Origin of the sequence: Methylobacterium crusticola, assembly GCF_003574465.1 — a bacterium.
In the GTDB taxonomy this organism is placed as follows: domain Bacteria; phylum Pseudomonadota; class Alphaproteobacteria; order Rhizobiales; family Beijerinckiaceae; genus Methylobacterium; species Methylobacterium crusticola.
On record NZ_QOWC01000128.1, the window covers coordinates 1 to 25,054 of the forward strand.

Below are 25,054 nucleotides of genomic sequence, written 5' to 3' on the forward strand. Positions count from 1 at the left end.
GTCCCGGCGCCCCGCCGCGCGCCCCGCCGCGCGCCCCGGCGGGGGACGCCCGGTGAAGCCCGTCCCGATCCGCCGCGGGACCCTGCGCAACCCCGGGGCCGACCTCGCGCGCCTGCCGGTGGCGCCGGACCTCACCGGCATCAGCGTGGTGGAGGGCCTGCGGGCGGCCGTCGCCTTCGCGGCCATCATCCTCGTCAACGAGTGGCTCGCCTGGCCGCCCCTGCTCATCATGGCGCTCGCCGCCAACCTCACCTGCTTCTGCGACATCGGCGGGCCGATCCGCCCGCGGCTGCGGGCGCTCGCGGCCTTCACGTTCCTCGGCGGCGTGGCCTGGGGCGCCTTCGGGGTGCTCCAGGCGTCGGGCCCGGCGCTGGTGCTGCCGGCGTCCTGCGCGGTGATCTTCTGCTGCACCTTCGTGCGGGTCTGGGGCGTGCCGGCCCAGACGGTCGGCAACGTCCTGGTGGTGGTGCTCTGCCTCGCCCTCGACCGGGCCCTCACCCCGGCCGAGGGCGCGGTGCTCGCGGCGGTGTTCTGGGCGGGCGGGCTCTGGGCGACGTTCCTCGCCATCGTGGTCTGGCGCCTCCATCCCTACCGGCCGGCCCACGCCGCCATCGCGGCGGTCTGGGCCGGGCTGGCGCGCCTCGCCCGCGACCTGCGCCGCCTCTCGGGCGGCTCGCACGGCGCCGATCCGGCGGTGTGGGACCAGCACGCCAGGGCCCACCGCCGGGCGGTGCGCGACGCGATCGAGGCCGCCCGCACCCTCGTGCTCGACCTCGCCCGCAGCCGCGCCCGGCTCTCGGAGCGCAACGCCCGGGCGCTGATCCGCCTGGAGGCGGCCGAGCAGCTCTTCGGCGTGACGATCGCCCTCTCGGACTACCTCGAGCGCGCGACGCCGGAGCGGCGGGCCGAGGCCGCCCGGCTGCTGCGCCTGCTCCCGCCCCTGATGCGCCTCATCGCCCGCTCGATCCGCCAGGACAGGCCGCTGGACCTCGCCCGCATCGAGCGCGGCCTGCGGCTGGTCCGGCCCGGGCCGGAGACCGATCCCGCCCTGCAGCGGATGGCCGAGCGCGCCCTCGACCGCCTGCGCATCGCCGCCAAGCTCTCGGGGCCCGAGGACCTCGCCGGCCGCAGCGGCCTCGCGGGCGTCCCGGCCCCGCCCTGGCGCGACCGCCTGGTCCAGCCCCTGCGCGCCAACCTGACCTGGTCCTCGGCGAACCTGCGCCACGCCCTCAGGGCGACCGTGGTGGCGGTGCCGGCCCTCCTCGTCACCTTCTGGTGGCCCGGCCCCTTCACGCACTGGCTCACCATCACGGTGGTGCTGACCATGCAGCCCTTCTACGCCGCCACCTGGCAGCGGGCGCTCGAGCGCATCGGCGGCACGGTGCTGGGCGGCCTGATCGGGGCGGTGCTGGCCTACTTCGCCACCTCGCCCCCGGTGCTCGCCGGTATGATGGTGCCCCTGAGCGTGATCGGATTCGCCGCCCGGGGCGTGAGCTACGGCACCTTCATCGCCTGCCTGACGCCCCTCGTGGTGGTGCTCGTGGAACTGGTCGAGCCCGGCCACTCCTCCTGGGAGATCGTCGGGATGCGGGGCCTGTTCACGGTGCTGGGCGGTGCCGTCGCGGTGCTGAGCGGCCTCGTGCTCTGGCCGCTGTGGGAGCCGGAGCGGGTGCGCACCGAGCTGCGCGCCGCCCTCCTGGCGCACGCCCGCTACGCCGAGGCGGTGGTGGCCGAGCGCCTGGGCGAGGGGCCGGCCGGCGCCGCCGAGGCCGCGGCCCGGGCGGCCGGGCTCGCCACCAACAACCTCGAGGCCTCGCTCTCCCGCGCCCTCCAGGAGCCGCGCCGCCGCGGCCGCTCCCGGATCGAGGCCGCGATGGTGGCCGACGCCACGCTCCGGCGGATGGCCGGCCGGCTCTCGGTCCTGCGCCACGACCCCGAGCCCCGGGGCCTCGACCCGGCGGTGTGGCGCGCCTGGCGCGACTGGGTCACGGCCGCCCTGGCCCGGGCGGCCCGGGGCGAGGCCCTGCCCCGGAAGCCCGATGCCGCCGAGGCGGAGCCCCTCGCCCGGATCGGCGCGCAGGTCGAGCTCCTGGCCGGCAGCCTGCGCCGGGCCGGGATGGCGGGGTAGGGGCCCCGCGCCCCGGCCCGAGCGGGGTCAGGTCGGCTGGGCGGTCGGGCGGATCAGGATCTCGTTCACGTCGACCTCCGGCGGCTGCTCGAGCGCGTAGGCGATCGCCCGCGCCACCGCGGCCGCCGGGATCGCGATCCTGCGGTAGTCGATCATGCGCTGCTTCAGCTCGGCGTCCGAGATGGTCGCGGCGAGCTCGGACTCGACGGCGCCCGGCGACACGATGGTGACGCGCAGGGCGGGACCGGCCTCCTGGCGCAGCCCCTCCGAGAGCGCCCGCACGGCGTGCTTGGTGGCGGAGTAGACCGCGCTGTTCGGCCCGACCCGGTGGCCGGCCACCGACGCGATGTTGACGACGTGCCCGCTCCCCTGCGCGCGGAACACCGGCAGGACCGCGGCGATGCCGTAGAGCGTGCCCTTGATGTTGACGTCGATCATCCGGTCCCACTCGTCGACCTTGCCCTGGTCGAGGGGCGAGAGCGGCATCAGGCCGGCATTGTTGACGAGGACGTCGAGGCGGCCGAAGCGCTCCCGGGCGAAGGCCACGAACGCCTCGACCTGCGCGCGGTCGGTGACGTCGAGGGTCCGGTGGGCCGCGCCCTCGCCGATCTCGCGGGCCAGCGCCGCGAGCCGCTCGGTGCGGCGCGCGCCGAGCACGACCTTGGCGCCGCGCCCGGCGAGGAGGCGCGCCACCGCCTCGCCGATTCCGCTGCTCGCGCCCGTGATGGCGACCACCTTGCCTGCGATGCCGGACATGGCTGAGGGTCCTCGCGCTGCGGCCGCGGCGCCCCGCCCCGGCGGAATGACGCCCCGGGGACGCGGCGCCCCGGGGAAAGTGGGGCGGTGCCGCCGCCCGGCCAGCCGCATCCCCGGTTGAAACCCGCGGGTGAATCTGCGACGCCCCTCGGCGCAACGATGCGTGCGCGCGCCCCGCCATGAGCCTGCCCCGCCTCGCCGGCCGGCCTCGCGTCGGGGCGCCCGGGATCGCCGTGCGGGTCCGGAGCGATCCCGGCCACGTCCGGCGGCGCCGCGCGCGGCTCGATCCCGCCGCGCCCTGCCGCTGACACCGAGGGAGGCCGATGGGCGATCCGGACGACACCCCGCCACCCGCGGCGCTGCGCCACTTCTCGGCCTCCCTGCCGATGCTGCTCCTGCGCGCCCGGGAGGCCGTGATGCTGCGGTTCCGGGTGATGCTGCGGGCCCACGGGCTGACGGAGCAGCAGTGGCGGGTCCTGCGGGCGCTGACCACCGTCGAGACCATCGAGGCCTCGGAGCTCGCGCTCGCCACCTTCCTGCTCGGCCCCAGCCTGTCGCGCATCCTGCGGGACCTCGAGGGCCAGGGCCTGATCGCCACCGGCACCCACGCGGCCGACCAGCGCCGGAAGCTCGTCCGGCTCACGGCCGCGGGGGGCGAGCGCATCGCCGCCGTGGCGCCCCGCTCCGAGGCGATCTACGCCGAGATCACCGGGCGCTTCGGCGAGGCGCGCCTCGCGGCGCTCCAGGGGCTCCTGGCCGAGCTTCAGGCCAGCCTCGCGCAGGACGGCGAGTGACCGGCGCGCAGGGCCCCCCCCTCGACAACCCGCCCGTAGTCCCTTAACACGTTAATCAAAATCAGCCCGGAGGACGCCCATGCCTCACATCGTCGTCGAGTACTCGGCCAACCTCGAGGCGCAGGTGCCGCCCCGCCGGCTGGTGGACGCCCTGCACGGCGCGGCCCTCGGCACCGGCGTGTTCCCGGTCGGCGGCCTGCGCACCCGGGCGGAGCGGCGCGACGTCTACGCGGTCGCGGACGGCGATCCCGGCCACGCCTTCGTGGCGGTGCGGGTGCGCATGGGGGCCGGCCGCGACGCCGCGACGCGCCGGCGCGTCGCCGAGGACCTGATGCGGGTGCTCGAGGCCGAGACCGCCGAGGCCTTCGCCAGCCGGGGCCTCGGGCTGAGCGTCGACGTCGAGGAGATCGACCCGGTCGCCTCCCTCAAAACCAACAACCTGCACGAGCGGATCGCTGCCCGGGAGGGCGCCCGATGAGCGGCCCGGCCCCCGCGCTCGCCGACGCGCTCGCCCGCGCCCGCCGGCACCTCGCGCGCTTCCGCGACGGGACCGTCCCGCACCACATCGCCGGCGAGGCGGCGGAATCGGAATCCGGCCTCACCTTCGAGACCCTCGACCCCGCCACGAACGAGCGCCTCGCCACCGTGGCGGCGGGCGGGGCCGCCGAGATCGACCGGGCCGCCCGGGCGGCGCAGGGCGCCTTCAGGGCCTGGCGCGACGTGCCGGGCGCCAGGCGCCGGGCGATCCTGCACGCCGTGGCGGACGCCATCGTGGCCCGGGCCGACGAGATCGCCCTCGTCGAGAGCACCGACACCGGCCAGCCGATCCGCTACATGGCGAAGGCCGCACTCCGGGGCGCGGAGAACTTCCGCTTCTACGCCGACCGGGCGCCGGAGGCCGGCAACGGCCTGGCGCTGCCGGACGAGGGCCACATCAACTACACGATCCGCCAGCCGATCGGGCCCGTGGGCGTCATCACGCCCTGGAACACGCCCTTCATGCTCTCGACCTGGAAGATCGCCCCGGCCCTCGCGGCGGGCTGCACCGTGGTGCACAAGCCGGCCGAGTGGTCGCCGCTCTCGGCCGTGCTCCTGACCGAGATCATGGACGGGGTCATCCGCGCCCACGGCCTGCCGGCGGGCGTCGTCAACCTCGTGCACGGCGCGGGCGAGACGGCGGGCCGGGCGCTCACCGAGCACCCGGCGATCAGGGCCGTGGCCTTCGTGGGCGAGACCACGACGGGCTCGCACATCATGCGGCAGGGCGCCGAGACCCTGAAGCGGGTGCATTTCGAGCTCGGCGGCAAGAACCCGGTGATCGTGTTCGAGGACGCCGACCTCGACCGGGCCCTCGATGCCGTGCTGTTCATGATCTACTCGCTCAACGGCGAGCGCTGCACCTCCTCCTCCCGCGCCCTCGTCCAGCGCTCGATCCACGACGCCTTCGCGGCGCGGGCGGCCGAGCGGGTGGCCCGCATCCGGGTCGGCCATCCCCTCGACCCGGCGACCGAGATCGGCCCCCTCATCCACCCGCGCCACGCCGACAAGGTGCTGTCCTACGCGGGCCTCGCCGCGGCGGAGGGCGCGCGCGTCGCGGCGGGCGGCGGGCGCGCCCTGGAGGGCGCCGGCAACTACGTGGCGCCGACCCTCTACGTCGACGCCCGCACCGGGATGCGCATCGCCCAGGAGGAGATCTTCGGGCCGGTCCTGACCATGATCCCGTTCGAGGACGAGGCCGACGCCGTGCGCATCGCCAACGACGTGCGCTACGGGCTCGCCGGCTACCTCTGGACCCGCGACGTCGGGCGTGCCCACCGGGTGGCGCGCGACCTCGAGGCCGGCATGATCTGGGTCAACTCGGAGAACGTGCGCCACCTGCCGACGCCCTTCGGCGGCATGAAGCACTCCGGCATCGGCCGCGACGGCGGCGACCACTCCTTCGACTTCTACATGGAGACGAAGAACGTGGCGGTCGCCTACGACACCCACGCGGTGCCGCGGATCGGCGCCTGAGCGGCGCCGGGACCCTTGTGACCCGTCCCGCCTCGAGCCCCGCGAGGAGGCGGCCGGCGGGACCAGCGACGATCCGGAGGAACCGCCCGATGCCGATCCCCGCGCCCGTGCTCGCCCCGCCCTTCCACGTGGTGCGCCTCAACCACGTCGTGCTCACGGTCACCGACCTCGCCGCCGCCCGGGCGTTCTGGTCGGACACCCTCGGCCTCCAGGTCACGGGGGAGAGCGAGGACCGGCTGTACCTGCGGGCCATGGAGGAGCGCGGCCACCACTGCGTCGTCCTAGAGCGGGGCGGGGCGCCCGGCGCCAGGGTGCTGGGCTTCAAGGTCTACGCCGAGGAGGACCTCGACCGGGCGGAGGCCTTCTTCCGCGCCCGCGGCCTGCCCGCCGCCTTCGCGGAGGTGCCCCACCAGGGCCGGACGCTGCGGACGAGCGACCCCCTCGGCGTCCCGCTCGAATTCTACTTCGCGATGGAGAAGCTGCCGTCGATCCACCAGGCCTACGCGCTCTACCGGGGCGTGAAGCCGCTGCGCATCGACCACTTCAATTGCTTCTCGGACGACGTCGACGCCTCGGTGGCGTTCTACACCGCGATCGGCTTCCGCACGACCGAGTACACCGAGAACGAGGACCGGACCCGGCTCTGGGCCGCCTGGATGCACCGCAAGGGGGGCGTTCACGACATGGCCTTCACGCACGGCGTCGGGCCCCGCCTGCACCACGTCGCCTTCTGGGTGCCGACCCCGATGGCGATCATCGACCTCCTCGACCTGATGGCGACCACGGGCTACGTCGGGAACATCGAGCGGGGGCCGGGCCGCCACGGCATCTCCAACGCCTTCTTCCTCTACGTCCGCGACCCCGACGGCCACCGCATCGAGCTCTACTGCTCGGACTACCAGACCATCGATCCCGACCACGAGCCGATCCGCTGGGACCTGCGCGACCCCCGCCGCCAGACCCTGTGGGGCGCGCCGGCGCCCCGGACGTGGTTCGAGGAGGGGACGGCGTTCGCCGGCACGCCCGCGCGCGCGCCGTCCTACCAGGCCTCGCCCATCATCGCCGCGTGAGCCCCATGCCGAGCCCGAACCTGCCGAGCCCGAACCCGCCGAGCCCGGACCTGTCGCTGAGCCGGGAGCAGATCCTCGCCGTCGCCCTCCGCCTCGACGAGGCCGAGCGCACCCGGACCCAGATTCGCGCCGTCTCGGTCGAGCACCCGGGGGCCGGGATCGCCGACGCCTACGCGATCCAGGCCGCCTGGATCGACCGCAAGCTGAAGGCCGGGCGCCGGATCAGCGGCCTCAAGATCGGGCTCACCTCGCGGGCCATGCAGGCGGCGGTCGGGATCGGCGAGCCCGATTCCGGCGTGCTCCTCGACGACATGGTGTTCCCCGACGGCGGGGTGGTGCCGGTCTCCCGCTTCATCGGCCTGCGGGTCGAGGCGGAGCTCGCCTTCGTGCTGCGCACGCCCCTCTCGGGCCCGGACTGCACCCTGTTCGACGTGCTCGACGCCGCCGCCTACGTGGTGCCGGCGCTCGAGATCCTCGACACCCGGATCTTCCGGGTCGACCCCGCGACCGGCGCCCCCCGCACCGTCGTCGACACCATCGCGGACAACGCCGCCAATGCCGGCATCGTGGTGGGCGGGCGGCCGTTCCGGCCCCTCGACCACGACCTGCGCTGGATCGGGGCGATCTGCGCCCGCAACGGCGCCGTCGAGGAGACCGGCCTCGCCGCCGGCGTGCTCAACCACCCGGCGGCCGGCATCGCCTGGCTCGCCAACCGGCTGGCCCCCCTGGGCCAGCGGATCGAGCCCGGCCAGGTCGTCCTGTCGGGCTCCTTCATCCGCCCGATCGAGGTCTCGCGCGGCGACACGGTCCAGGCCGATTACGGGCCGTTCGGCACCGTCTCCTGCCACTTCGCCTGAGGGAGCCCGCCCGATGAAGCTCGTCACCTTCGCGGCCGCCGGCCGCCGCTCGTTCGGCCTCTGGACCGAGGCCGGCGTGGTCGACCTCGGCGCCCGGCTCGCCGGGCGCTACCGCGCCCTGCACGAGCTCGTGGCGGCCGGCGACCTCGCGGCGGCCCGGGCCTTCGCGGACGCCGCGCCCGACCACGCCCCCGCGGCGGTGCGCCTCGACAAGCCCCTCGCGGCCTGGGGCAAGTGCTTCTGCGTCGGCGTGAACTACCCCGAGCGCAACGCCGAGTACCGCGACGGCTCGGCGGGGCCGGCCTATCCGAGCCTGTTCGTGCGCTTCCCCGAGAGCCTGACCGGCCCGGGCCGGCCGCTGATCCGCCCGCCCGAGAGCCGCCAGCTCGACTACGAGGGCGAGGTGGTGCTGGTCATCGGCCGGGCCGGGCGGCGCATTCCGGAGGCGCGCTGGGCCGACCACGTGCTCGGCTACACGCTCGGCAACGAGGGCTCGGTCCGGGACTGGATCCGGCACGGCAAGTTCAACGTCACGCCGGGCAAGAACTGGGCGGCGAGCGGGTCCCTCGGCCCCTGGATCGCCACCGCCGACGAGGTCGGGCCGGGGCCGCTGCGGGTGATCACCCGGGTCAACGGCGTCGAGCGCCAGAACGACACCACCGACCGGATGACCTTCCCGTTCGGCCGCCTCCTCGCCTACATCTCGACCTTCTGCACCCTCGAGCCCGGCGACCTCGTGTTCACCGGCACGCCGGCGGGCTCGGGCGCGCGCCTCGAGCCGCCGGTCTACCTCGCCCCCGGCGACGAGGTCGAGGTCGAGGTGCCGGGGATCGGGATCCTGCGCAACAGCGTCGCCGACGAGGCGTGACGCCCGTCGGGCCGCCCGGATTGCGGCCGCCTCAACCCGCGGCCGCCCGCCCGGCCGCTCAGCGCCCGGCCGCGTCCCCGAACACCGTCCGGGCGATCCGCTGCGTCTCGCGGGCGAGGATGAAGGCGTCGCCGCTCACCGCCACGAAGCTGAAGCCGGCCTCGAAATCCGCCCGCGCGCCGCTCTCGCTGAAGTTCAGGAGCCCGGCGGCCTTGCCGGCCGCGCCGATGGCCGCCAGGGCCTCGGCGATGAGGGCCCGGACGGGCGGCGCGTCGGGCCGGCCGAGATGGCCCATGTTGGCCGCGAGGTCGTTCGGCCCGATGAACACGCCGTCGATGCCCGGGACGGCGGCGATCTCGCCCGCCGCCCGGATCGCCTCGGGCGTCTCCACCTGCACCACGACGCAGATCTCCTCGGCGGCCCGCGCCGCGTAGTCCGGCCGCAGACCGTACCCGGTGGCGCGCGAGGTGCCGGCGAAGCCCCGGATCCCCTGCGGCGGGTAGCGCGTCGCCGCGACGGCCCGGCGCGCCTCCTCGGCCGATTGCACGAACGGGAACATCAGGGAGCGGGCGCCTTGGTCGAGCAGGCGCTTGACCACGACGGGCTCGTTCCAGGGCACCCGCACCACCGGCTCGGCGGTGCCGCCCACGGCGGCCCGCAGGTGGTCGACGACCTCGATGAGGTCGTTGGGCGAGTGCTCCATGTCGAGCAGGAGCCAGGCGAAGCCCGCCCCGGCCGCGATCTCGGTCACGCCGGCCGCGCCGGTCGTCAGCCACAGGCCCGCCTGCCTGCGCCGGTCGGCGAGGCCCTGCTTGAACGGGTTCTCGAACGCTGTCATCCGGTCGTCTCCTCCCCTGGTGCCGCGCCGCGGGCGCGCCGGCCTTGCCCGCGGTGCGCGACGAGGCCCTTCCTGGAAACCCGGCCGGCCGGGGCCGGCTCCCGCCCCGCCCGTCCGGCGCGGCGGTTCCGCGATCAGGCTCGCCGCCCGGGCTCCGGCGCCGCGGCGAGCCGCGGAGGCCGCCGCGCCCGCCGGGAGCGGCATCCCGGCGCCCGCCCTCAGGCCGCCGAGGACGCGAGGTGCTTGAACATGTGGCCGCGGGCCTCGTCGTCCATCTCGGGCTTGAACGTGAAGCGGTCCTTGAGCGCCACCGCCCGGGCGGCGGCGGGCCGGGCCGCGACGGCATCGTGCAGGCGCTTCAGGTTCGGCAGGCCCGTCCAGGCCTCCTCGCCCAGGATGAACGGCAGCATCCGGGCCCAGCCCCAGGTCGCCATGTCGACGATGCCGTAGGCGTCGCCGACCATCCAGGTGCGGTCCGCCAGGTGCCGGTCGAGCACGCCGTAATGGCGCCTGGCCTCGAACTGGTAGCGGTCGTGGGCGTAGGGCACGCGCTCCGGCGCGAAGTGCCGGAAGTGCACGGCCTGGCCCGAGAACGGCCCGACGCCCGTCGCCACGAACATCAGCCAGGACAGGAGCGCGCCGCGCTCCCTCGGCGGCGCCAGGAAGCGGCCGGTCTTCTCGGCGAGGTAGAGCAGGATGGCGTTGCTGTCGAAGACCGTGGTGTCGCCGTCGACGATCGCCGGCACCTTGCCGTTCGGGTTCACGGCGAGGAACGCGGGCGCGAACTGCTCGCCCCGGCGGGTGTCCACCGCGACCGGCTCGTAGGGCAGCTCCGCCTCCTCGAGGAAGAGCGCGACCTTGGTGGGGTTCGGCGAGCCGTTGAAGAAGAATGTGATCATGCGGGACTCCGGAGGATCGGGGCACGCGGGGACGCGTCCGCCCGCGGGCGCGGGGCCACCGCGGGTGCGGGGCCACCGCGCGGGCGGACGCCCCCGCCCCCACAGGCACCAACTTCGCCGCCGGATCAATGCCGTCCGGCGCGCGGGGCGCATGTGCCCGCGGGGCGAGCCGGGCGCCGCGCCGTCGATCCAGGGCCGCGGTCGCGCGCGCCCCTGGACTCCCCGGGCGGTTGCGCCATCTTGGCCGCGGCACGCACTCGAACCCTCCGGGCCCGCCCTGTCCCTCACCCCCGACGAATGGAGCGCCCTGCGGCTCAGCCTGCTGGTCGCGAGCGTGGCGACGCTGGGGAGCCTGATCCCGGGTCTCGCCGTGGCCTACCTCCTGGCCCGCAAGGCCTTCCGCGGCCGCGCCCTGCTCGACGGGCTGGTGCACCTGCCCCTCGTGCTGCCGCCCGTGGTGACCGGCTACCTCCTGCTCCTCGCCTTCGGGCGCCGGGGCTGGTTCGGGGCGGCCCTCGCCGAGGTCGGCATCGTGTTCTCGTTCCGCTGGACCGGCGCGGCGCTCGCCTGCGCGGTGATGGGCTTTCCCCTGATGGTGCGGGCGATGCGGCTCTCGTTCGAGGCCGTGGACCCGCGGCTCGAGCAGGCGGCCGGCACCCTCGGGGCCGCGCCGGCCCTGGTGTTCCTCGTCGTGACCCTGCCCCTCGCCCTGCCCGGCATCCTGGCCGGGGCGGTCCTGGCCTTCGCCAAGGCGATGGGCGAGTTCGGCGCCACCATCACGTTCGTGTCGAACATCCCGGGGGAGACCCAGACCCTCCCCTCCGCCATCTACACGCTGACCCAGGTGCCGGGGGGCGAGGCGGGGGCGCTGCGCCTGACCCTGATCTCCGTCGCGGTCTCCATGGCGGCGCTCCTCGCCTCCGAGTGGCTCGCGCACCGGGCCCGGCGGCGCCTCGCGGCATGATCGCCGTCGCGGTCGCCCACCGCCGCGGCGCCTTCGCGCTCGAGGCCGCGTTCACGGCCGAGGGCCGCGTCACCGCCCTGTTCGGCCGCTCGGGCTCCGGCAAGTCGACGCTCGTCGACGTCATCGCCGGGCTGGTGCGGCCCCAGGCCGGGCGGGTGGTGGTGGACGGCGTGACGCTCCTCGACACCCGGGCCGGCGTGCGGGTGCCGGTGCACCGGCGGCGGATCGGCTACGTCTTCCAGGACGCGCGCCTGCTGCCGCACCTCAGCGTGCGCCAGAACCTGCTGTTTGGACGCTGGCTCGCGCCGCGCGGGGAGGGGCCGGACCTCGCGGCGGTCGCCGAGCTCCTGGGCCTCGGCGACCTCCTCGCCCGGCGCCCGGCCGGGCTCTCCGGCGGCGAGCGCCAGCGGGTCGCCATCGGCCGGGCGCTCCTGGCGCGGCCCCGCCTCCTCCTGATGGACGAGCCCCTGGCGGCCCTCGACGAGGCCCGCAAGGCCGAGATCCTGCCCTACGTGGCGCGCCTGCGCGACGAGGCCCGGGTGCCGATCGTCTACGTCAGCCACGCCGTCGCCGAGGTGGCGCGGCTCGCCGACACGGTGGTGGTGCTGGACGGGGGCCGGGTCGCGGCGGCGGGGCCGGCGGCCGAGATCCTGCGCCGGGCCGATCTCTTCCCGGGCCGGGAGGCGGGCGAGGCCGGCGCGCTCCTGCACTTGCGGGTGGCCGCCCACGACGAGGCCTTCGGGCTCACGCGCCTCGATGGCGCGGCCGGCAGCCTGACGGTGCCGCGCCTGCGCGATCCCGCGGGCGCCCCCGTGCGCGTGGGCACGTCCGTGCGGGTGCGGGTGCGGGCCCGGGACGTGCTGGTGGCCCTGGAGCGCCCGCGGACGCTGAGCGCCCGCAACATTCTGGCCGGCACGGTCGTGTCGCTCGCCGGGGCCGAGGGCCCGCACGCCGCGGTCGAGATCGCCTGCGGCGGCGCGGTGCTGGTCGCCCAGGTGACCCGGCGGGCGGTGCACGATCTCGGGCTCGGGCCCGGCCGCGCGGTGTTCGCGGTCGTCAAGAGCGTGGCCTTCGACGCCGAGACCATCGGGGCCGGCACCGAGGTCGAGATCTGAAGCTCCGCGGGCGGTCCCGGGCGCCGCCCCTTCCAAAAGAGAACGGCGGGCCTTCCGGCCCGCCGCCCCTCACGCGCGTCGCGCGCTGTCGTCGGCCCTCAGCGGGCGCCGGGGAGGCGCTCGGCCATCGCGAGATGCTGCTCCATCACCGGCAGGGCCTGCTGGACGTAGGCGCGCAGGGCGGGGTTGGGGCCGCTCTGGGCGTAGGCCTGGTAGTTCGCCACGGTCATGCGGTGGGCCTGCACCTGCATCTGCGCGTAGGTGCGGTCGAAGCCCGGGCCGGCCGGGGTGCTGGCGAGCTCGGCCAGCATCGCCTGCTGCTCGGGGCCGAGCGGGACGACGCCCGTCGCCGCCGTGGTGGTCACGTCGCCGTCGAAGTCGACCGCGCTGGCGCCGGCCCGGGCCCCGCGGGCCGCGCCCGTGCCGAGGCCCTCGAGACCGCCGACCGGGCCGCCCTGGAGCGTGCCGCCGACGACGCCCGCGGCCGCGCCCGTGGCGGCGCCGACCGCTCCGCCCGCGATGGCGAACGGCGCCTCGACGATGTCGCCGAGGCCGCCGCCGCCGCGGGCGATGGTCTCGCGGCCGCCGAGGAGGGCCACGTTGGCGGCCCGGTGGTCGCGGATCATCTCGCGGGCGTACTCACGCACCCGGGGGTTGCGGCTCCGGTCGAGGGCGATCTGGCTCGACCTGACCTCGAAGGCGTTCGACATCAGGGCCATCGAGCGGAATTCGCCGAAACTGCCGATCTGCTGCGCGAAAGCCGGAGTTGCCAAGGCCACGATGAGGCCCGACAGGGCAACGTACTTCTTCATCATTCTTCTCCAAAAAGGATTTTTCTTGTTCAGCGATAAATCTGGCGGCCGTAGACGGCCAAATTGGTCGAATGGAACCAAGCTAGTCGCTTCGGCCTGTCAACGATGCAGGGCCGGCTTGGTTCCGCCTCAACGTCATGCATCCGAGTCATGGGAATCCCGGGCACGGAAATCCACGGCATGGGGATCCCGGGCAGGAGCCTCCCGAGCCTGGGCGGGTCCGGCCGGACTTCCGGCGGCGGCCGGAATGCCGCTGGCCGGATTCGGCCCGCCTCCGGTATGACCGGCGCGCCAGGGCGTCCGGATGGGCCGGACCGCGCCCGATCGCAGCCGGTGCCCGTGAGACGTCCCCCGACGCTGCCGCTGATCCAGGTCCTGCGCGCCCTGGCGGCCCTGATGGTCGTCGTCAGCCACGCGCAGTTCGACGCCGCCGGCTACGCGGCCCGGGCCGGCCTCGCCTTCGCGCCGGCCGCGTTTCTGCCGTGGAACGCCGGCGTCGACGTCTTCTTCGTCATCTCGGGCTTCATCATCGTGCACGCGGCGGGGCCGCTGCACGGGCGCCCGGGCGCCCGCCGGGTCTTCCTCGCCCACCGGGTCGCCCGGGTGGTGCCGCTCTACTGGCTCGCCACCACCGCCTACCTGGTCCTCGCCTGGCTGCGGCCGGGCCTCATCAACGCGGCCGGCGAGGGCCTCGCCCCGGGCTTCGTCGCGGCCTCCTACCTGTTCTGGCCCGCCGCCCGGCCGGACGGCTTCGTGCAGCCGCTCTACTCCCTGGGCTGGACGCTGAACTACGAGATGGCGTTCTACGCCCTGTTCGCCCTGGTGCTGCCCCTGGCGCGGCGCCGGGCGGTGGCGGCCCTGCTCGGCCTCCTCGCGGGCCTCGTCCTGGTGCACGCCCTCGCGGAGGGGCTGCCGACGCCCCTGGCGTTCTGGACCCACCCGATCGTGCTCGAATTCGGGGGCGGGGCGGCCCTGGGCCTCGCGCGCAGCGAGGGCGTGCGCCTGCCGGCGGCGGCTTGCCTCGTCCTCGCGGGCCTTGGTCTCGCGCTCCTGTCGGGGGCGGGCGAGGCCGGCGGCCTGCCGCGCGTCCTCGCCTGGGGCGGCCCCGCAATCCTCCTCGTGGCGGCCGCCGCGCTCGGGCAGGACCCCGCCGCGCCGCCGGGCGGGCCCGGGCCGCTCCTGCGCCTCGCGGTCGTGGTCGGGAACGCCTCCTACGCACTCTACCTCGTGCATCCGTTCACCGTCCGGGGCGTGCGGGTGGCCGTGGAGGCCGCGGGCCTCGCGCCCGGCGTCCCGGTCCTCGTCGGGCTGATGCTCGCCCTGTCCTGCGCGGGCGCGCTCGGCGTGCACCGCCTCGTGGAGCGCCCGCTCACCCGGGCGGTCAGGGCCGCCCTCGACCCGCCCGCGCCCGGGGCGGCCCGCGCTCCCGCGGCCCGGAGCGGAAATTGACGCGCCGCGGGAAGAGCTCACGGCTACACGCGCGCCGGCGTGTTGACACTCACACCAGCGCCATGCTGTGTCGCCATGCGACAAGCGCATGAGCGCATGCGAGGAAACGCAGGGGTAACGCGTCACGATGGCCCAACCGACCACTCACGCCGAGGCCGGGGCCGCCCCACCGGACATCGTCCTGGTGACCGAGGGCCTGACCAAGGAATTCAAGGGGTTCCGCGCCGTCAACGGCGTTGCGCTCCAGGTCGTGCGCGGCTCGATCCACGCGCTCATCGGCCCGAACGGCGCCGGCAAGACCACCTGCTTCAACCTCCTCACCAAGTTCCTCACCCCGACCGCCGGCTCGATCCGCTACAACGGGCGCGACATCACCCGGATGCGCCCGGCCGACGTCGCCCGCCTCGGGCTGGTGCGCTCGTTCCAGATCTCCGCGGTGTTCCCGCACCTGACCGTCAAGGAGAACGTCCGCATCGCGCTCCAGCGGCGCAAGCGCGGCGATTCCTTCGACTTCTGGCGCTCCGAAACGGTCCTGCGGGCGCTGAACCAGGAGGCGCTCGCCCTCGTCGAGGCCGTGGGCCTGTCGGACTTCGCCGAGGTGCCGGCGGTCGAGCTCTCGTACGGGCGCAAGCGCGCCCTCGAGATCGCCACCACCCTGGCGCTCGAGCCCGAGATGCTGCTCCTCGACGAGCCGATGGCCGGCATGGGCCACGAGGACGTCGACCGCACCGCGGCCCTGATCCGGCGGGTCTCGGCCAACCGCACCATCCTGATGGTCGAGCACAACCTCTCGGTCGTCGCCTCGCTCTCCGACCGCATCACCGTCCTGGCCCGCGGGCAGGTGCTGGCCGAGGGCGACTACGCCACCGTCTCGAAGGATTCCCGGGTGATCGAAGCGTATATCGGAGCCGGTCATGGCTGAGGCGGTGATGACGAAGCCGGCTCCCGCGGCCGCGCCGGGCGGCGCGGCGCCGCTCCTCGCCGTGCAGGGCCTCGAGGGCTGGTACGGCGAGAGCCACGTGCTTCACGGCGTGACCTTCGACGTCAGGCCCGGCGAGGTGGTGACCCTGCTCGGCCGCAACGGCGCGGGAAAGACCACGACGCTGCGCGCCATCATCGGGATCCTGGGCAAGCGCAAGGGCTCGATCCGCTACGACGGCGCCGAGACCATCGCGATGGCGTCGCGCAACATCGCCAAGCTCGGCCTCGGCTACGTGCCGGAGGAGCGCGGCATCTTCTCCAGCCTCTCGGTCTACGAGAACCTGATGCTGCCGCCCCGGGTGAAGCCCGGCGGCCTCACGGTCGAGCAGGTCTACACCCTGTTCCCGAACCTGAAGGAGCGCTCGGCGAGCCAGGGCACCAAGCTCTCGGGCGGCGAGCAGCAGATGCTGGCCATCGGCCGCATCCTGCGCACCGGCGCCAAGCTGATCCTCCTCGACGAGCCGACCGAGGGCCTCGCCCCCGTCATCGTGCAGCAGATCGGCCGCACGCTGTCCCGGCTGAAGAGCGAGGGCTACACGATCGTGCTGGTGGAGCAGAACTTCCGCTTCGCCCAGACCGTGGCCGACCGGCACTTCGTGGTCGAGCAGGGCCGGGTCGTCGATATGATCCCGAACCCCGAACTCGACGCCAACATCGACAAGCTGCACGCCTACCTCGGCGTCTGATGCTGGCCCGGCTCCTCCTCGCCGCCGCCCTGGCGGGCCCCCTCCCGGCGGGGGCGGCCGACGCCCAGACGGCCGACGCCCGGCCCGCCGGCACCCGGGTGCCGGTGAGGATCGGCGTGCTCAACGACCGCTCGGGCGTCTACGCCGACATCTCGGGCGAGGGCTCGGTCGTGGCCGCCCGCATGGCGGTCGAGGACGCCAGGGCGGCCGGCCGGGACCTCGCCGTCGAGATCCTGGCGGGCGACCACCAGAACAAGCCCGAGGTGGGCGCGTCCCTGGCGCGCCAGTGGTTCGACCGGGACGGCGTCGACGCGGTCTTCGACGTGCCGACCTCCTCGGTGGCCCTCGCGGTCAACCAGGTCACGCGCGAGAGGAACAAGGTCTTCGTCGATTCCGGCGCCGGCACGGCGGACCTCACGGGCGCGCAGTGCTCGCCCAACACCGTGCACTGGACCTTCGACACCGTGGCGCTCGCCAACGGCACCGGCGGCGCCATGGTCAAGCGGGGCGGCGACACCTGGTTCTTCGTCACGGCCGACTACGCCTTCGGGGAGGCGGTGCAGCGCGACACCACGGCCCTGATCGTGCGCCGGGGCGGGCGCGTGCTCGGCGCCGTGAAGACGCCGTTCCCGGCCTCGGACTTCGCGCCCTCCCTGCGCCAGGCCCAGGCCTCCGGCGCCAAGGTGATCGGCCTCGCCAACGCGGGCGGCGACACGATCAGCGCGGTGCGCGAGGCCGCGCGGCTCCGGGTGACCGAGGGCGGGCAGGCGCTGGCCGGCCTGCTGATCTTCTCCTCCGACATCCACGCGCTGACGCCGCGGGTGGCCCAGGGGCTGGTGCTGACCGAGCCGTTCTACTGGGACCTGAACGACGCCACGCGGGGCTTCTCGGAGCGCTTCGCGCGCCTCTTCGGCGGCAAGAAGCCCACCGCCGCCCAGGCCGGGGTCTATGCCGGGGTGCTGCACTACCTGCGGGCTGTCGAGGCGCTCAAATCCGCCAAGGACGGCGGGCAGGTCGTGGCCAAGATGAAGGAGCTGCCCACCGACGACCCGCTCTTCGGCAAGGGCACGATCCGGGCCGACGGGCGCAAGATCCACGACATGTACCTGTTCGAGGTCAAGAAGCCGTCGGAGTCGAAGGGCGAGTGGGACCTCTACAGGACGCTCGCCACGATCCCGGGCAGCGACGCCTTCCGGCCCCTCAACCAGGGCGGATGCCCGATCCTCGGCAGGGCCGTCGAGGTGAACGGGGCCAAGTGAGCGGGGCCAAGTGGACGGGCCAAGTGAACGGGGCCGAGCGGACGGGGGCACGCGGGCGGAGGACGATCGAGCGGGGGCAGGCGCGCCGGAGCCGGGTGAGCGGGGCTCCGCCCCGGCGCCCCCAGGCGAGAAGCGGGCACGGCGGACCGGAGCCGAAGCCCGCCGGGGACCGAATCCAGGACACCATCGGGCGCCGCGTGCGGACGGCGCCGCAGAGGAGGAATTGATGCTGAAACGACTGCTTCTCGCCACGGCCCTCGGCGCCGCCGCCATGGGCGCGGCCTCCGCCCAGACCCCCGTGAAGGTGGGCGTGCTCAACGACCGTTCGGGCGTCTACGCCGACATCTCGGGCGAGGGCTCGGTCATCGCGGCCCGCATGGCGGTCGAGGACTTCAAGGCCGCCGACAAGGGCCTCAAGGTCGAGATCGTCTCCGCCGACCACCAGAACAAGCCCGACGTCGGCGCCTCCATCGCCCGGCAATGGTACGACCGGGACGGCGTCGACGCGATCTTCGACGTGCCGACCTCCTCGGTGGCCCTCGCCATCAACCAGGTCACGCGCGAGAAGAACAAGGCCTTCGTCAACTCGGGCGCCGGCACGGCGGACCTCACGGGCGCGCAGTGCTCGCCCAACACCGTGCACTGGACCTACGACACCGTGGCGCTCGGCAACGGCACCGGCGGCGCCATGGTCAAGCGCGGCGGCAGCACCTGGTTCTTCCTCACCGCCGACTACGCCTTCGGCCAGGCGCTCCAGCGCGACACCAGCGAGGTCGTGACCAGGAACGGCGGCAAGATCGTGGGCGCCGTGAAGACGCCGTTCCCCACCGCCGACTTCTCGTCCTTCCTGCTCCAGGCCCAGGCCTCCGGCGCCAAGGTGATCGGCCTCGCCAACGCGGGCGGCGACACCATCAACGCCATCAAGCAGGCGGCGGAGTTCGGCATCACCGAGGGCGGGCAGGCCATCGCCGGCCTGCTGATCTTCTCCTCCGACATCCACGCGCTGACCCCCAAGACCGCGCAGGGCCTGGTGCTGACCGAGCCGTTCTACTGGGACCTGAACGACGCCACGCGGGGCTTCTCGGAGCGCTTCGCCAAGCAGGCCGGCGGCAAGAAGCCCACCGCCGTGCAGGCCGGGGTCTACGCCAGCATGCTGCACTACCTGCGGGCGGTCGAGGCGCTCAAGTCCGCCAAGGACGGCGGGCAGGTCGTGGCCAAGATGAAGGAGCTGCCCACCGACGACCCGCTCTTCGGCAAGGGCACGGTCCGGGCCGACGGGCGCAAGATCCACGACATGTACCTGTTCGAGGTCAAGAAGCCGTCGGAGTCGAAGGGCGAGTGGGACCTCTACAGGACGCTCGCCACGATCCCGGGCAGCGACGCCTTCCGGCCCCTCAACCAGGGCGGATGCCCGCTGGTCGGCAAGAGCTGATCCGGCCCGCCCCCGATCGCGGCCGGATCGGCGCCGACAGCGTCGCGCCGATCCGGCACGGCTTCCCCGACCGGCGGAGGGCGACCCCCGCCGGTCCGCCGCGCCGGGGCGCCGCCCCGGCCCATGTCACCACCCCCGCGAGTCGCTGATCCCCATGCCCACGATCCTCGGCGTCCCCATGCAGGCGCTCTTCGGCCAGCTCCTGCTCGGCCTCATCAACGGCTCGTTCTACGCCATCCTGTCGCTCGGGCTGGCGATCATCTTCGGGCTGTTGAACATCATCAACTTCACGCACGGCGCCCAGTACATGATGGGCGCCTTCGTGGCCTGGATGCTGCTCAACTACGCCGGCCTCGGCTACTGGTGGGCCCTGATCCTGGCGCCCGTCATCGTGGGCGTGTTCGGGGTGGTGCTGGAGCGGCTGCTGATCGCCCGGCTCTACAAGCTCGACCACCTCTACGGCCTGCTCCTGACCTTCGGCCTCGCCCTGATCATCCAGGGCCTGTTCCGCAACCAGTACGGCGTGTCGGGCCTGCCCTACGCGATCCCGCCCGAGATGGCGGGCGGCCAGCGCCTGCCCTTCATGTTCCTGCCGAACTACCGCGGCTGGGTCGTGGTCGCCTCGCTCGTCGTCTGCATCGCCACCTGGCTCGTCATCGAGAAGACCAAGCTCGGCGCCTACCTGCGGGCCGCGACCGAGAACCCGACGCTGGTCCAGGCCTTCGGCGTCAACGTGCCCCTGCTCCTGACCCTGACGTACGGCTTCGGCGTCGCGCTCGCGGCCTTCGCGGGCGTGCTCGCCGCACCGGTCTACTCGGTCAACCCGAACATGGGCGCCGACATCATCATCGTGGTGTTCGCCGTGGTGGTGATCGGCGGCATGGGGTCGATCCTCGGCTCGATCATCACCGGCTTCGCCCTCGGCCTCGTCGAGGGCCTGACCAAGGTGTTCTACCCCGAGGCCTCCTCGACCGTGATCTTCGTCATCATGGTGCTGGTGCTCCTGGTGAAGCCCGCGGGCCTGTTCGGCCGCGCCGCCTGAGGCGCGCGCCCGGTCCCGCGGGGCCGGGCACGCGCCTCACGGGGGCCTTTGTTTCTCTCAAGCGCGCTCCGGCGCCGCACCGGTGTCCACCGCGGCGGGGCGCGCAGGATCAGGAGACGTGGATGCCGGTTCTCCGTCCCGACACGCGACACGACACGATGACCCTCCCTCCCGCCAGGACCGCCTGAGATGGCCCATTCCGCTGCCGCGGCGTCTGACGCCGCCTCCCCGATCGCCCCCGCCCTGCCGGAGGGGCACGACGCCAAGGGCTTCCACCGCATGGTGTTCGCCGGCATCGCGGTGCTGCTCGTCGTGCTGCCCTTCGTCCTCTACCCCGTCTTCCTGATGAAGGTGCTGTGCTTCGCGCTGTTCGCGCTGGCCTTCAACCTCCTGCTCGGCTACGGCGGCCTGCTCTCGTTCGGGCACGCCGCCTATTTCGGCATGGCGAGCTACGTCTCGGCCTACACCGCCAAGGTCTGGGGCCTGACGCCCGAGCTCGCGATCCTCGCCGGCACCGTCACGGCGGCGCTGCTCGGCCTCGCGTTCGGGGCGCTCGCGATCCGGCGCCAGGGCATCTACTTCTCGATGATCACCCTGGCGCTCGCCCAGATGGTGTTCTTCTTCTCGCTCCAGGCGAAGTTCACCGGCGGCGAGGACGGCATCCAGGCGGTGCCGCGGGGCAACCTGTTCGGCGTCATCAGCCTGGCCGACGACCGGGTGCTCTACGCCCTCGTGGCGGTGATCTTCTTCCTCGGGATGCTGCTGATCTACCGCATCATCCACTCGCCCTTCGGCCAGGTGCTGAAGGCGATCCGCGACAACGAGCCGAGGGCGATCTCGCTCGGCTACCGGGCGACGCAGTACAAGCTCGCGGTCTTCGTGCTCTCCACCACCCTCGCGGGCCTCGCCGGCGCCACCAAGTCCATCGTGTTCCAGCTCGCCTCCCTCACCGACGTGCACTGGTCGATGTCGGGCGAGGTGGTGCTGATGACGCTGGTGGGCGGCATGGGCACGGTCTTCGGCCCGATCCTCGGCTCCTTCGTGATCGTCGCGATGGAGAACTACCTCGCGCAGTTCGGCGCCTGGGTGACGATCATCCAGGGCGTGGTGTTCGTGATCTGCGTGCTGGTGTTCCGCGAGGGCATCGTGGGCCTGTTCGCCCGATTGCTGAAGCGCCCGCTCTAGCGGCGGGGAGGGGACCCCGGCCGCCGGCCCGGGCCCCGGGCCGGGGCCGTCAACCGCCCGCAGGGGGCGGGCGGGCGATGAAGTCCGGGTCGGAGAGCGCGGCCGCGAGGAGGCCGAGCAGGCCGAGATGCAGCCCCAGCGCGCCGACGCCGAGCCCGTGCATCGACCAGAGCAGGACCGCCCCGAAGGCCATCAGGGGCGGGCCCGCCACGTAGGCCGCCGCCCGCCAGGCGCGGGCGGGCCGGGCGAGCCGCCACCACGCGGCCGCGAAGGCGAGCGCCCCGAACCCGCCCTTGATCGCCGCCATCCAGCGGATCACCCGGGCGAGGTCGGGGTCGATGGCGCGCGCCGGCGCGCCCGCGGCAAAGGCGGCGCCGGCCGCGAGCGCCAGGGCGGTGCCGAGCAGGAGGGGGATCCTGAGCCCCGGCGCGCGCGGGGCCGGGGCGGCTCGGGACCGGACGATCCCGGTCGCCTGCATCACGGATCGCATGGGCGCACTCCCGGTCGGGAACGGGCGGGAAGAACCGGGCCGGAGGCCGGATCCGGTCCGATGGCGTCCGGGCAGCCCCCGCTCTTCCGGGGCGTCGGGTCCGCGTTCGCCGGCCGACGGCCCCCGCGGGCCGTGGGCGGGAGCGGCGCCGCCCCGAACCCCGCCGCGGCTCGCGACGGGGCCCCGTCGCCGCTCACACGACGCGCCGCGGGCGCTCCTCGAAGGTCGCGTCCGTCCCCGGGTCCTTGGGCGGCGGCACGACCACCGGGGTCGCGGCGGCGGCGAAGGGCGGGGCCGCGACGTCGAGACCGTTCCCGGCCGGCCTTGCCGGCTCGGGCGGTCTTGCCAATTCGGACGGTCCTGCCGGCACGGACGGCCTTGCCGGCTCGAGTGGTCTCGCCATTTCGGGCGGTCTTGCCGGCTCGGGCGGTCTTGCCGGCTCGGGCGATCTTGCCATTTCGGGCGGTCTTGCCGGCTCGGGCGGTCTTGCCGGCTCGGCCGGCGCCGGCGCGTCCGGACCCGCGAGCGAGCCCGAGATCGCCGGCTCCGGCTCGGCGTCGTGGCTCGGCCGGGCGAGGAGGTCGGGCGGGGTCTGCCACACGAAGGCGTCGAGGCGCCCGCTCGCCGGCGAGACGGGCATCCAGCGCTCCGACACCATGCCGTCCGCGCACCAGGCGGGGTCGCGCGGCGCGCGCGCGGCGCGCGACAGCCACTCGCGGGCGCGGCCCGAGCCGCGGCCGTGCTCGGCCTCCTCGATCTCGGCCATCAGCAGGTAGGCGCGCGCGGTCGGGCCCTCGGCCAGGAGGGGCGCCAGCACGTCCCGCGCGCGGCCGAACTCCCGGGCGTCGAGGGCCGCCCGCGCGATGGCGAACCGGGCCTCCGGGTGCCAGGACGAGAGCCGGGCCAGGGTCTCGGCCCGGGCGAGGCGGTCGCGGCTCGAATCGCCCGGCCGCAGGTCGAGATAGACCCGGGCGAGGTCCGGGTGCGGGCCGGCGCGCCAGGCGGCCTCGACCACGCGGGCCGCCCGCTTCAGGTCGGCCCGGCGCGAGAGCAGGCGGCCCGCCACCGCGGCGGCCGGCACGAGGCCGGGCGCGAGCTTGACGGCCTCCTGCGCCCGGGCCAGGGCCCGCTCGGGGTCGCCGGCCTCGGATTCGAGCGCGCTCGCGGTCAGCAGCACGGCGCGCTGGCGCCGGGCCGCGGCCTTGTCGGAGAGGCCGAGCGAGGCGCGGCGCGACACCGTCTCGAGGGCGCCGGTCCAGTCCCGGTCGGCGCACTGGCCCTCCAGCACCGCCTCGTTGGCCCAGGAGACGCTGGGGGCGAGCCGCGCCGCCTCGATCGCGTAGGCGCGGGCGGACGCCTCGTCGTCCTGGCGCCGCGCCTCGACGAACAGACCGCGCAGGCCGAGCACCCGGGTCTCGGGGTCGTCCACCATGCGCCGGAAGGCCCGCTCGGCGCCCGCCCGGTCCCCCGAGATCTGGGCCGCCTGCGCCTTGAGCAGCAGGGCGAGGGGCTCGGCCCCGAGCAGGCGCTCGGCCTCGCCGGCGTGGCGCCTGGCCGCGATCGGGTCCCCGGACCCCACCGCCACCATGCCGCGGGACAGGGCGCCGTAGCCCCTGGCCTGCCGCCGGCGCCGGCTGGAGAGGGTCAGGCGCTCGGGCAGGTGCAGGACGCCCCGGGCGAGGGCCCAGACGAAGCCCAGGATCACCGCCAGGACCAGCACGCCGATCAGCGCGGCCGCGAGGCTCGTCGCCGCCTCGTAGCCGCCCCAGGTCACGGTCACGACGCCGGGGCGGTCGGCGAGCCAGACCGCCCCGTAGGCGGCAAGGGCCAGGAGGGCCAGGAAGGCGAGTGCGCGCCACATCGGTTCATCAACTCCTAAGGTCCGCGCGGCCGCCGAGGCGCGCAGAGCGGGGCGGCCGGGCCCCTCGACAACTCCGCGTCCGCCGCCCGGGCAGCGGGCGGCGGACGCATGCGAACATGGACGGACGTGTGGCCCTCACCGGGCGGGCTGAGGTTGCGATCCCGGGCCCGGCAGGGCCGCGAAGGAGGCCGAGAGGCGCGTCCGGGCGGCCTCGCCCGCCGCCGCGCGGGCCTTGAGGCGCTCGCCGAACGCCGCGCCCTCCCGGCGGGCCGCCTCCGGCAGGGCGTCGAAGGCCGCGGCCGCGTCCGGGATCGCGCCCCGGTCGAGGGCGTCCTGGACCTTGGCGACGCCCGCCTCGGTCGGGTCCGCGTCGGCCTGCGGGGCGGTGCCCGGCCCGCTGCCGCCGGTGCCGACCTTGCGCACCGAGACGATGGACTCGGCCATGCTGGCGAGGCGGTCGCCGAAGCTGCCTTGCTCCGCCACGGCGCGCTGCTGCGCCGCCCGGGAGGCCGCCAGCATCCGGGCGCCGAGGGGCTGGAAGGCCTGGGACAGGCTCGCCGCCGTGGGCGCGCCGCTCGCCGCGAAGGGCTCCAGCGGCGCCAGCGCCGCGGCCTGGCCGGGATCGAGCTGCTTCAGGGTCCCGAGGGCGTCCGCGTACGGCGCGCCGAGGGCGAGGGCGGCGGCGATCCGGTCGGCGGCCACCACCCGAAGGGCCGCCTGGAGCGTGCCAGCATCGGCCCGCCCCTCCACCGCCTTGGCGAGGTCGGCGAGACGCTGGTCCGTCGCCTTGCCGCGGCTGTCGAGGGCCTGCTGCAGCCCATCGAGGCGCTGGCCGAGGGCCTTGTCGGCCTGCTCGTCGGCGGCCGTCCGACTGCCGAGGTCGGCCTGGAGCCCCTTGAGGCCCTTGTCGAGCCCGTCGAGGCGCGCCCGGAGGTCGGCGGCGTCCGTCCGGCCCTGGAGCGCCGTGACGGCCTGGGACAGGCCGTCGACCTTCTGGCGCAGCTCCGGATCGGCGAGCTTGCCCTGGAGGTCGGCAAGGCTCCTGTCGAGCCCCTCGAGGCGCGCCAGAAGGGCGCCATCCGGCGCCACGCCGTTCGGCACCACGCCGTTCGGCGCCGCGTCCGGGGCGCCGGCCGACGGAACCGGGGTGCCGGCGGCGGGGCCGCCGGCCGGCACGGCCTCCGCCCGGCGCAGGGCCTCGTTCGCCCGGTCGGTGGCGGCCTTGGCCGCCGCGTCCGCGCCGCGCACCGCCTCCGGCAGGGTCCGCAGCGCCGTCTCGGCGGCAGCGAGCCGGCGGTCGAGGGCCTGCACGCTCTCGCGCGGGGCGAGGTCGGCGATGCGCTGGTCGAGGGAGGACGCGCCGGACTCGGCCGGAGGCGTCGGCAGGAGGCCGCCGGGCAGGAGGCCGTAGGCCGGCCCGTAGACGGCGGCCCCGTAGAGCAGGCCGGCCCCGACCACGCCGCCGAGGAGGGCCGCGGTGAGCACGGAACCGAAGCCGGCGCCGCCCCGGGCGGCGGGCGGCGGGCTCGCGGGACGCGCCGCGGCGCCGGCCGGC

General features: G+C 75.0%; 23 protein-coding genes. 16 read left to right on the forward strand and 7 right to left on the reverse strand.

The window, feature by feature from the left end; genetic code table 11:
• Nucleotides 1–2,128: FUSC family protein (locus tag DT057_RS24950; RefSeq protein ID WP_244937393.1), on the forward strand; the 2,128-nt coding region annotated here is incomplete at its 5' end.
• A gap of 27 nt (nt 2,129–2,155) precedes the next feature.
• Here the strand turns inward: DT057_RS24950 and DT057_RS24955 are convergent.
• Nucleotides 2,156–2,884: an SDR family oxidoreductase gene (locus DT057_RS24955; protein WP_128564803.1), complete on the reverse strand. Its 729-nt coding sequence runs from the start codon at nt 2,882–2,884 to the stop codon at nt 2,156–2,158.
• Between the two features lie 323 nt (nt 2,885–3,207).
• On the opposite strand from DT057_RS24955, the gene hpaR reads away from it, so the two are divergent.
• The 6 genes from hpaR (at nt 3,208) to DT057_RS24985 (ending at nt 8,486) form a co-directional block, all read left to right on the forward strand.
• Complete coding sequence (gene hpaR, locus DT057_RS24960; RefSeq protein WP_238313151.1) at nt 3,208–3,678, forward strand: homoprotocatechuate degradation operon regulator HpaR; 471 nt, start codon at nt 3,208–3,210, stop codon at nt 3,676–3,678.
• 79 nt (nt 3,679–3,757) lie between these two features.
• Nucleotides 3,758–4,156 (forward strand): 5-carboxymethyl-2-hydroxymuconate Delta-isomerase, encoded by a 399-nt coding sequence (locus DT057_RS24965; RefSeq protein WP_128564804.1) that lies wholly within the window; start codon nt 3,758–3,760, stop codon nt 4,154–4,156.
• Entirely contained in the window at nt 4,153–5,691 is a 1,539-nt protein-coding gene (gene hpaE, locus DT057_RS24970; RefSeq protein ID WP_128564805.1) for a 5-carboxymethyl-2-hydroxymuconate semialdehyde dehydrogenase, read from the forward strand. Before DT057_RS24965 ends, hpaE begins: the two co-directional genes overlap by 4 nt.
• 89 nt (nt 5,692–5,780) lie before the next feature.
• The gene (gene hpaD, locus DT057_RS24975; protein WP_128564806.1) at nt 5,781–6,761 is read left to right on the forward strand and encodes a 3,4-dihydroxyphenylacetate 2,3-dioxygenase; all 981 of its coding nucleotides are present in this window, start codon (nt 5,781–5,783) and stop codon (nt 6,759–6,761) included.
• A 50-nt stretch (nt 6,762–6,811) separates the two neighbouring features.
• The gene (gene hpaH, locus DT057_RS24980; RefSeq protein ID WP_128564823.1) at nt 6,812–7,618 is read left to right on the forward strand and encodes a 2-oxo-hept-4-ene-1,7-dioate hydratase; all 807 of its coding nucleotides are present in this window, start codon (nt 6,812–6,814) and stop codon (nt 7,616–7,618) included.
• Between the two features lie 13 nt (nt 7,619–7,631).
• A complete protein-coding gene (locus DT057_RS24985; protein ID WP_128564807.1) occupies nt 7,632–8,486 on the forward strand; it encodes a fumarylacetoacetate hydrolase family protein in 855 nt (284 codons plus the stop codon).
• Between the two features lie 58 nt (nt 8,487–8,544).
• On the opposite strand, the gene DT057_RS24990 is transcribed toward DT057_RS24985, so the two are convergent.
• Both DT057_RS24990 and DT057_RS24995 read right to left on the reverse strand, forming a co-directional pair.
• Entirely contained in the window at nt 8,545–9,324 is a 780-nt protein-coding gene (locus DT057_RS24990; RefSeq protein WP_128564808.1) for an HpcH/HpaI aldolase family protein, read from the reverse strand.
• Between the two features lie 218 nt (nt 9,325–9,542).
• Nucleotides 9,543–10,223, reverse strand: coding sequence for a glutathione S-transferase family protein (locus tag DT057_RS24995; RefSeq protein ID WP_128564809.1), 681 nt, complete (start codon nt 10,221–10,223; stop codon nt 9,543–9,545).
• A gap of 277 nt (nt 10,224–10,500) precedes the next feature.
• Between DT057_RS24995 and modB the strand changes: the two genes are divergently transcribed.
• Both modB and modC read left to right on the forward strand, forming a co-directional pair.
• On the forward strand, nt 10,501–11,187 hold the full coding sequence (gene modB / locus DT057_RS25000; protein WP_238313206.1) for a molybdate ABC transporter permease subunit: 687 nt from the start codon (nt 10,501–10,503) through the stop codon (nt 11,185–11,187).
• Nucleotides 11,184–12,302, forward strand: a complete 1,119-nt coding sequence (gene modC, locus DT057_RS25005) for a molybdenum ABC transporter ATP-binding protein (protein ID WP_128564811.1) — start codon at nt 11,184–11,186, stop codon at nt 12,300–12,302. Before modB ends, modC begins: the two co-directional genes overlap by 4 nt.
• Before the next feature lie 98 nt (nt 12,303–12,400).
• Here the strand turns inward: modC and DT057_RS25010 are convergent, their stop codons facing one another.
• Nucleotides 12,401–13,117, reverse strand: coding sequence for a DUF4142 domain-containing protein (locus tag DT057_RS25010; RefSeq protein ID WP_203236369.1), 717 nt, complete (start codon nt 13,115–13,117; stop codon nt 12,401–12,403).
• A 336-nt stretch (nt 13,118–13,453) separates the two neighbouring features.
• Between DT057_RS25010 and DT057_RS25015 the strand changes: the two genes are divergently transcribed.
• The 7 genes from DT057_RS25015 (at nt 13,454) to DT057_RS25045 (ending at nt 21,148) form a co-directional block, all read left to right on the forward strand.
• Nucleotides 13,454–14,563, forward strand: coding sequence for an acyltransferase family protein (locus DT057_RS25015; protein ID WP_238313148.1), 1,110 nt, complete (start codon nt 13,454–13,456; stop codon nt 14,561–14,563).
• A gap of 127 nt (nt 14,564–14,690) precedes the next feature.
• Entirely contained in the window at nt 14,691–15,485 is a 795-nt protein-coding gene (locus DT057_RS25020) for an ABC transporter ATP-binding protein (protein ID WP_128564813.1), read from the forward strand.
• The gene (locus DT057_RS25025) at nt 15,478–16,230 is read left to right on the forward strand and encodes an ABC transporter ATP-binding protein (protein ID WP_128564814.1); all 753 of its coding nucleotides are present in this window, start codon (nt 15,478–15,480) and stop codon (nt 16,228–16,230) included. Before DT057_RS25020 ends, DT057_RS25025 begins: the two co-directional genes overlap by 8 nt.
• Nucleotides 16,230–17,489 carry an ABC transporter substrate-binding protein gene (locus DT057_RS25030; RefSeq protein ID WP_128564815.1) on the forward strand — a complete coding sequence of 420 codons (1,260 nt, stop codon included), beginning with the start codon at nt 16,230–16,232 and terminating at the stop codon, nt 17,487–17,489. The genes DT057_RS25025 and DT057_RS25030 overlap by 1 nt, the downstream gene beginning before the upstream one ends.
• Nucleotides 17,490–17,715: 226 nt before the next feature.
• The gene (locus DT057_RS25035) at nt 17,716–18,921 is read left to right on the forward strand and encodes an ABC transporter substrate-binding protein (RefSeq protein ID WP_128564816.1); all 1,206 of its coding nucleotides are present in this window, start codon (nt 17,716–17,718) and stop codon (nt 18,919–18,921) included.
• A 154-nt stretch (nt 18,922–19,075) separates the two neighbouring features.
• Nucleotides 19,076–19,963, forward strand: coding sequence for a branched-chain amino acid ABC transporter permease (locus tag DT057_RS25040; RefSeq protein WP_128564817.1), 888 nt, complete (start codon nt 19,076–19,078; stop codon nt 19,961–19,963).
• A 189-nt stretch (nt 19,964–20,152) separates the two neighbouring features.
• Nucleotides 20,153–21,148, forward strand: a complete 996-nt coding sequence (locus DT057_RS25045) for a branched-chain amino acid ABC transporter permease (RefSeq protein ID WP_128564818.1) — start codon at nt 20,153–20,155, stop codon at nt 21,146–21,148.
• Between the two features lie 49 nt (nt 21,149–21,197).
• Here DT057_RS25045 and DT057_RS25050 read toward each other — a convergent pair whose 3' ends face one another.
• From DT057_RS25050 to DT057_RS25060, 3 genes are all read right to left on the reverse strand, one after another.
• Nucleotides 21,198–21,638, reverse strand: coding sequence for a hypothetical protein (locus DT057_RS25050; protein ID WP_128564819.1), 441 nt, complete (start codon nt 21,636–21,638; stop codon nt 21,198–21,200).
• A gap of 193 nt (nt 21,639–21,831) precedes the next feature.
• Nucleotides 21,832–23,499 carry a heme biosynthesis protein HemY gene (locus DT057_RS25055; RefSeq protein ID WP_128564820.1) on the reverse strand — a complete coding sequence of 556 codons (1,668 nt, stop codon included), beginning with the start codon at nt 23,497–23,499 and terminating at the stop codon, nt 21,832–21,834.
• Nucleotides 23,500–23,634: 135 nt separating this feature from the next.
• On the reverse strand, nt 23,635–25,054 hold a 1,420-nt coding region (locus DT057_RS25060), incomplete at its 5' end, for a COG4223 family protein (RefSeq protein ID WP_128564821.1).

Coding starts and splice junctions, on each gene's coding strand:
- DT057_RS24955 (WP_128564803.1), bottom strand. CDS start 2,884: ATGTCCGGCATCGCAGGCAAGGTGGTCGCCATCACGGGCGCGAGCAGC.
- hpaR (WP_238313151.1), top strand. CDS start 3,208: ATGGGCGATCCGGACGACACCCCGCCACCCGCGGCGCTGCGCCACTTC.
- DT057_RS24965 (WP_128564804.1), top strand. CDS start 3,758: ATGCCTCACATCGTCGTCGAGTACTCGGCCAACCTCGAGGCGCAGGTG.
- hpaE (WP_128564805.1), top strand. CDS start 4,153: ATGAGCGGCCCGGCCCCCGCGCTCGCCGACGCGCTCGCCCGCGCCCGC.
- hpaD (WP_128564806.1), top strand. CDS start 5,781: ATGCCGATCCCCGCGCCCGTGCTCGCCCCGCCCTTCCACGTGGTGCGC.
- DT057_RS24985 (WP_128564807.1), top strand. CDS start 7,632: ATGAAGCTCGTCACCTTCGCGGCCGCCGGCCGCCGCTCGTTCGGCCTC.
- DT057_RS24990 (WP_128564808.1), bottom strand. CDS start 9,324: ATGACAGCGTTCGAGAACCCGTTCAAGCAGGGCCTCGCCGACCGGCGC.
- DT057_RS24995 (WP_128564809.1), bottom strand. CDS start 10,223: ATGATCACATTCTTCTTCAACGGCTCGCCGAACCCCACCAAGGTCGCG.
- modC (WP_128564811.1), top strand. CDS start 11,184: ATGATCGCCGTCGCGGTCGCCCACCGCCGCGGCGCCTTCGCGCTCGAG.
- DT057_RS25010 (WP_203236369.1), bottom strand. CDS start 13,117: ATGATGAAGAAGTACGTTGCCCTGTCGGGCCTCATCGTGGCCTTGGCA.
- DT057_RS25020 (WP_128564813.1), top strand. CDS start 14,691: ATGGCCCAACCGACCACTCACGCCGAGGCCGGGGCCGCCCCACCGGAC.
- DT057_RS25025 (WP_128564814.1), top strand. CDS start 15,478: ATGGCTGAGGCGGTGATGACGAAGCCGGCTCCCGCGGCCGCGCCGGGC.
- DT057_RS25030 (WP_128564815.1), top strand. CDS start 16,230: ATGCTGGCCCGGCTCCTCCTCGCCGCCGCCCTGGCGGGCCCCCTCCCG.
- DT057_RS25035 (WP_128564816.1), top strand. CDS start 17,716: ATGCTGAAACGACTGCTTCTCGCCACGGCCCTCGGCGCCGCCGCCATG.
- DT057_RS25040 (WP_128564817.1), top strand. CDS start 19,076: ATGCCCACGATCCTCGGCGTCCCCATGCAGGCGCTCTTCGGCCAGCTC.
- DT057_RS25045 (WP_128564818.1), top strand. CDS start 20,153: ATGGCCCATTCCGCTGCCGCGGCGTCTGACGCCGCCTCCCCGATCGCC.
- DT057_RS25050 (WP_128564819.1), bottom strand. CDS start 21,638: ATGCGATCCGTGATGCAGGCGACCGGGATCGTCCGGTCCCGAGCCGCC.
- DT057_RS25055 (WP_128564820.1), bottom strand. CDS start 23,499: ATGTGGCGCGCACTCGCCTTCCTGGCCCTCCTGGCCCTTGCCGCCTAC.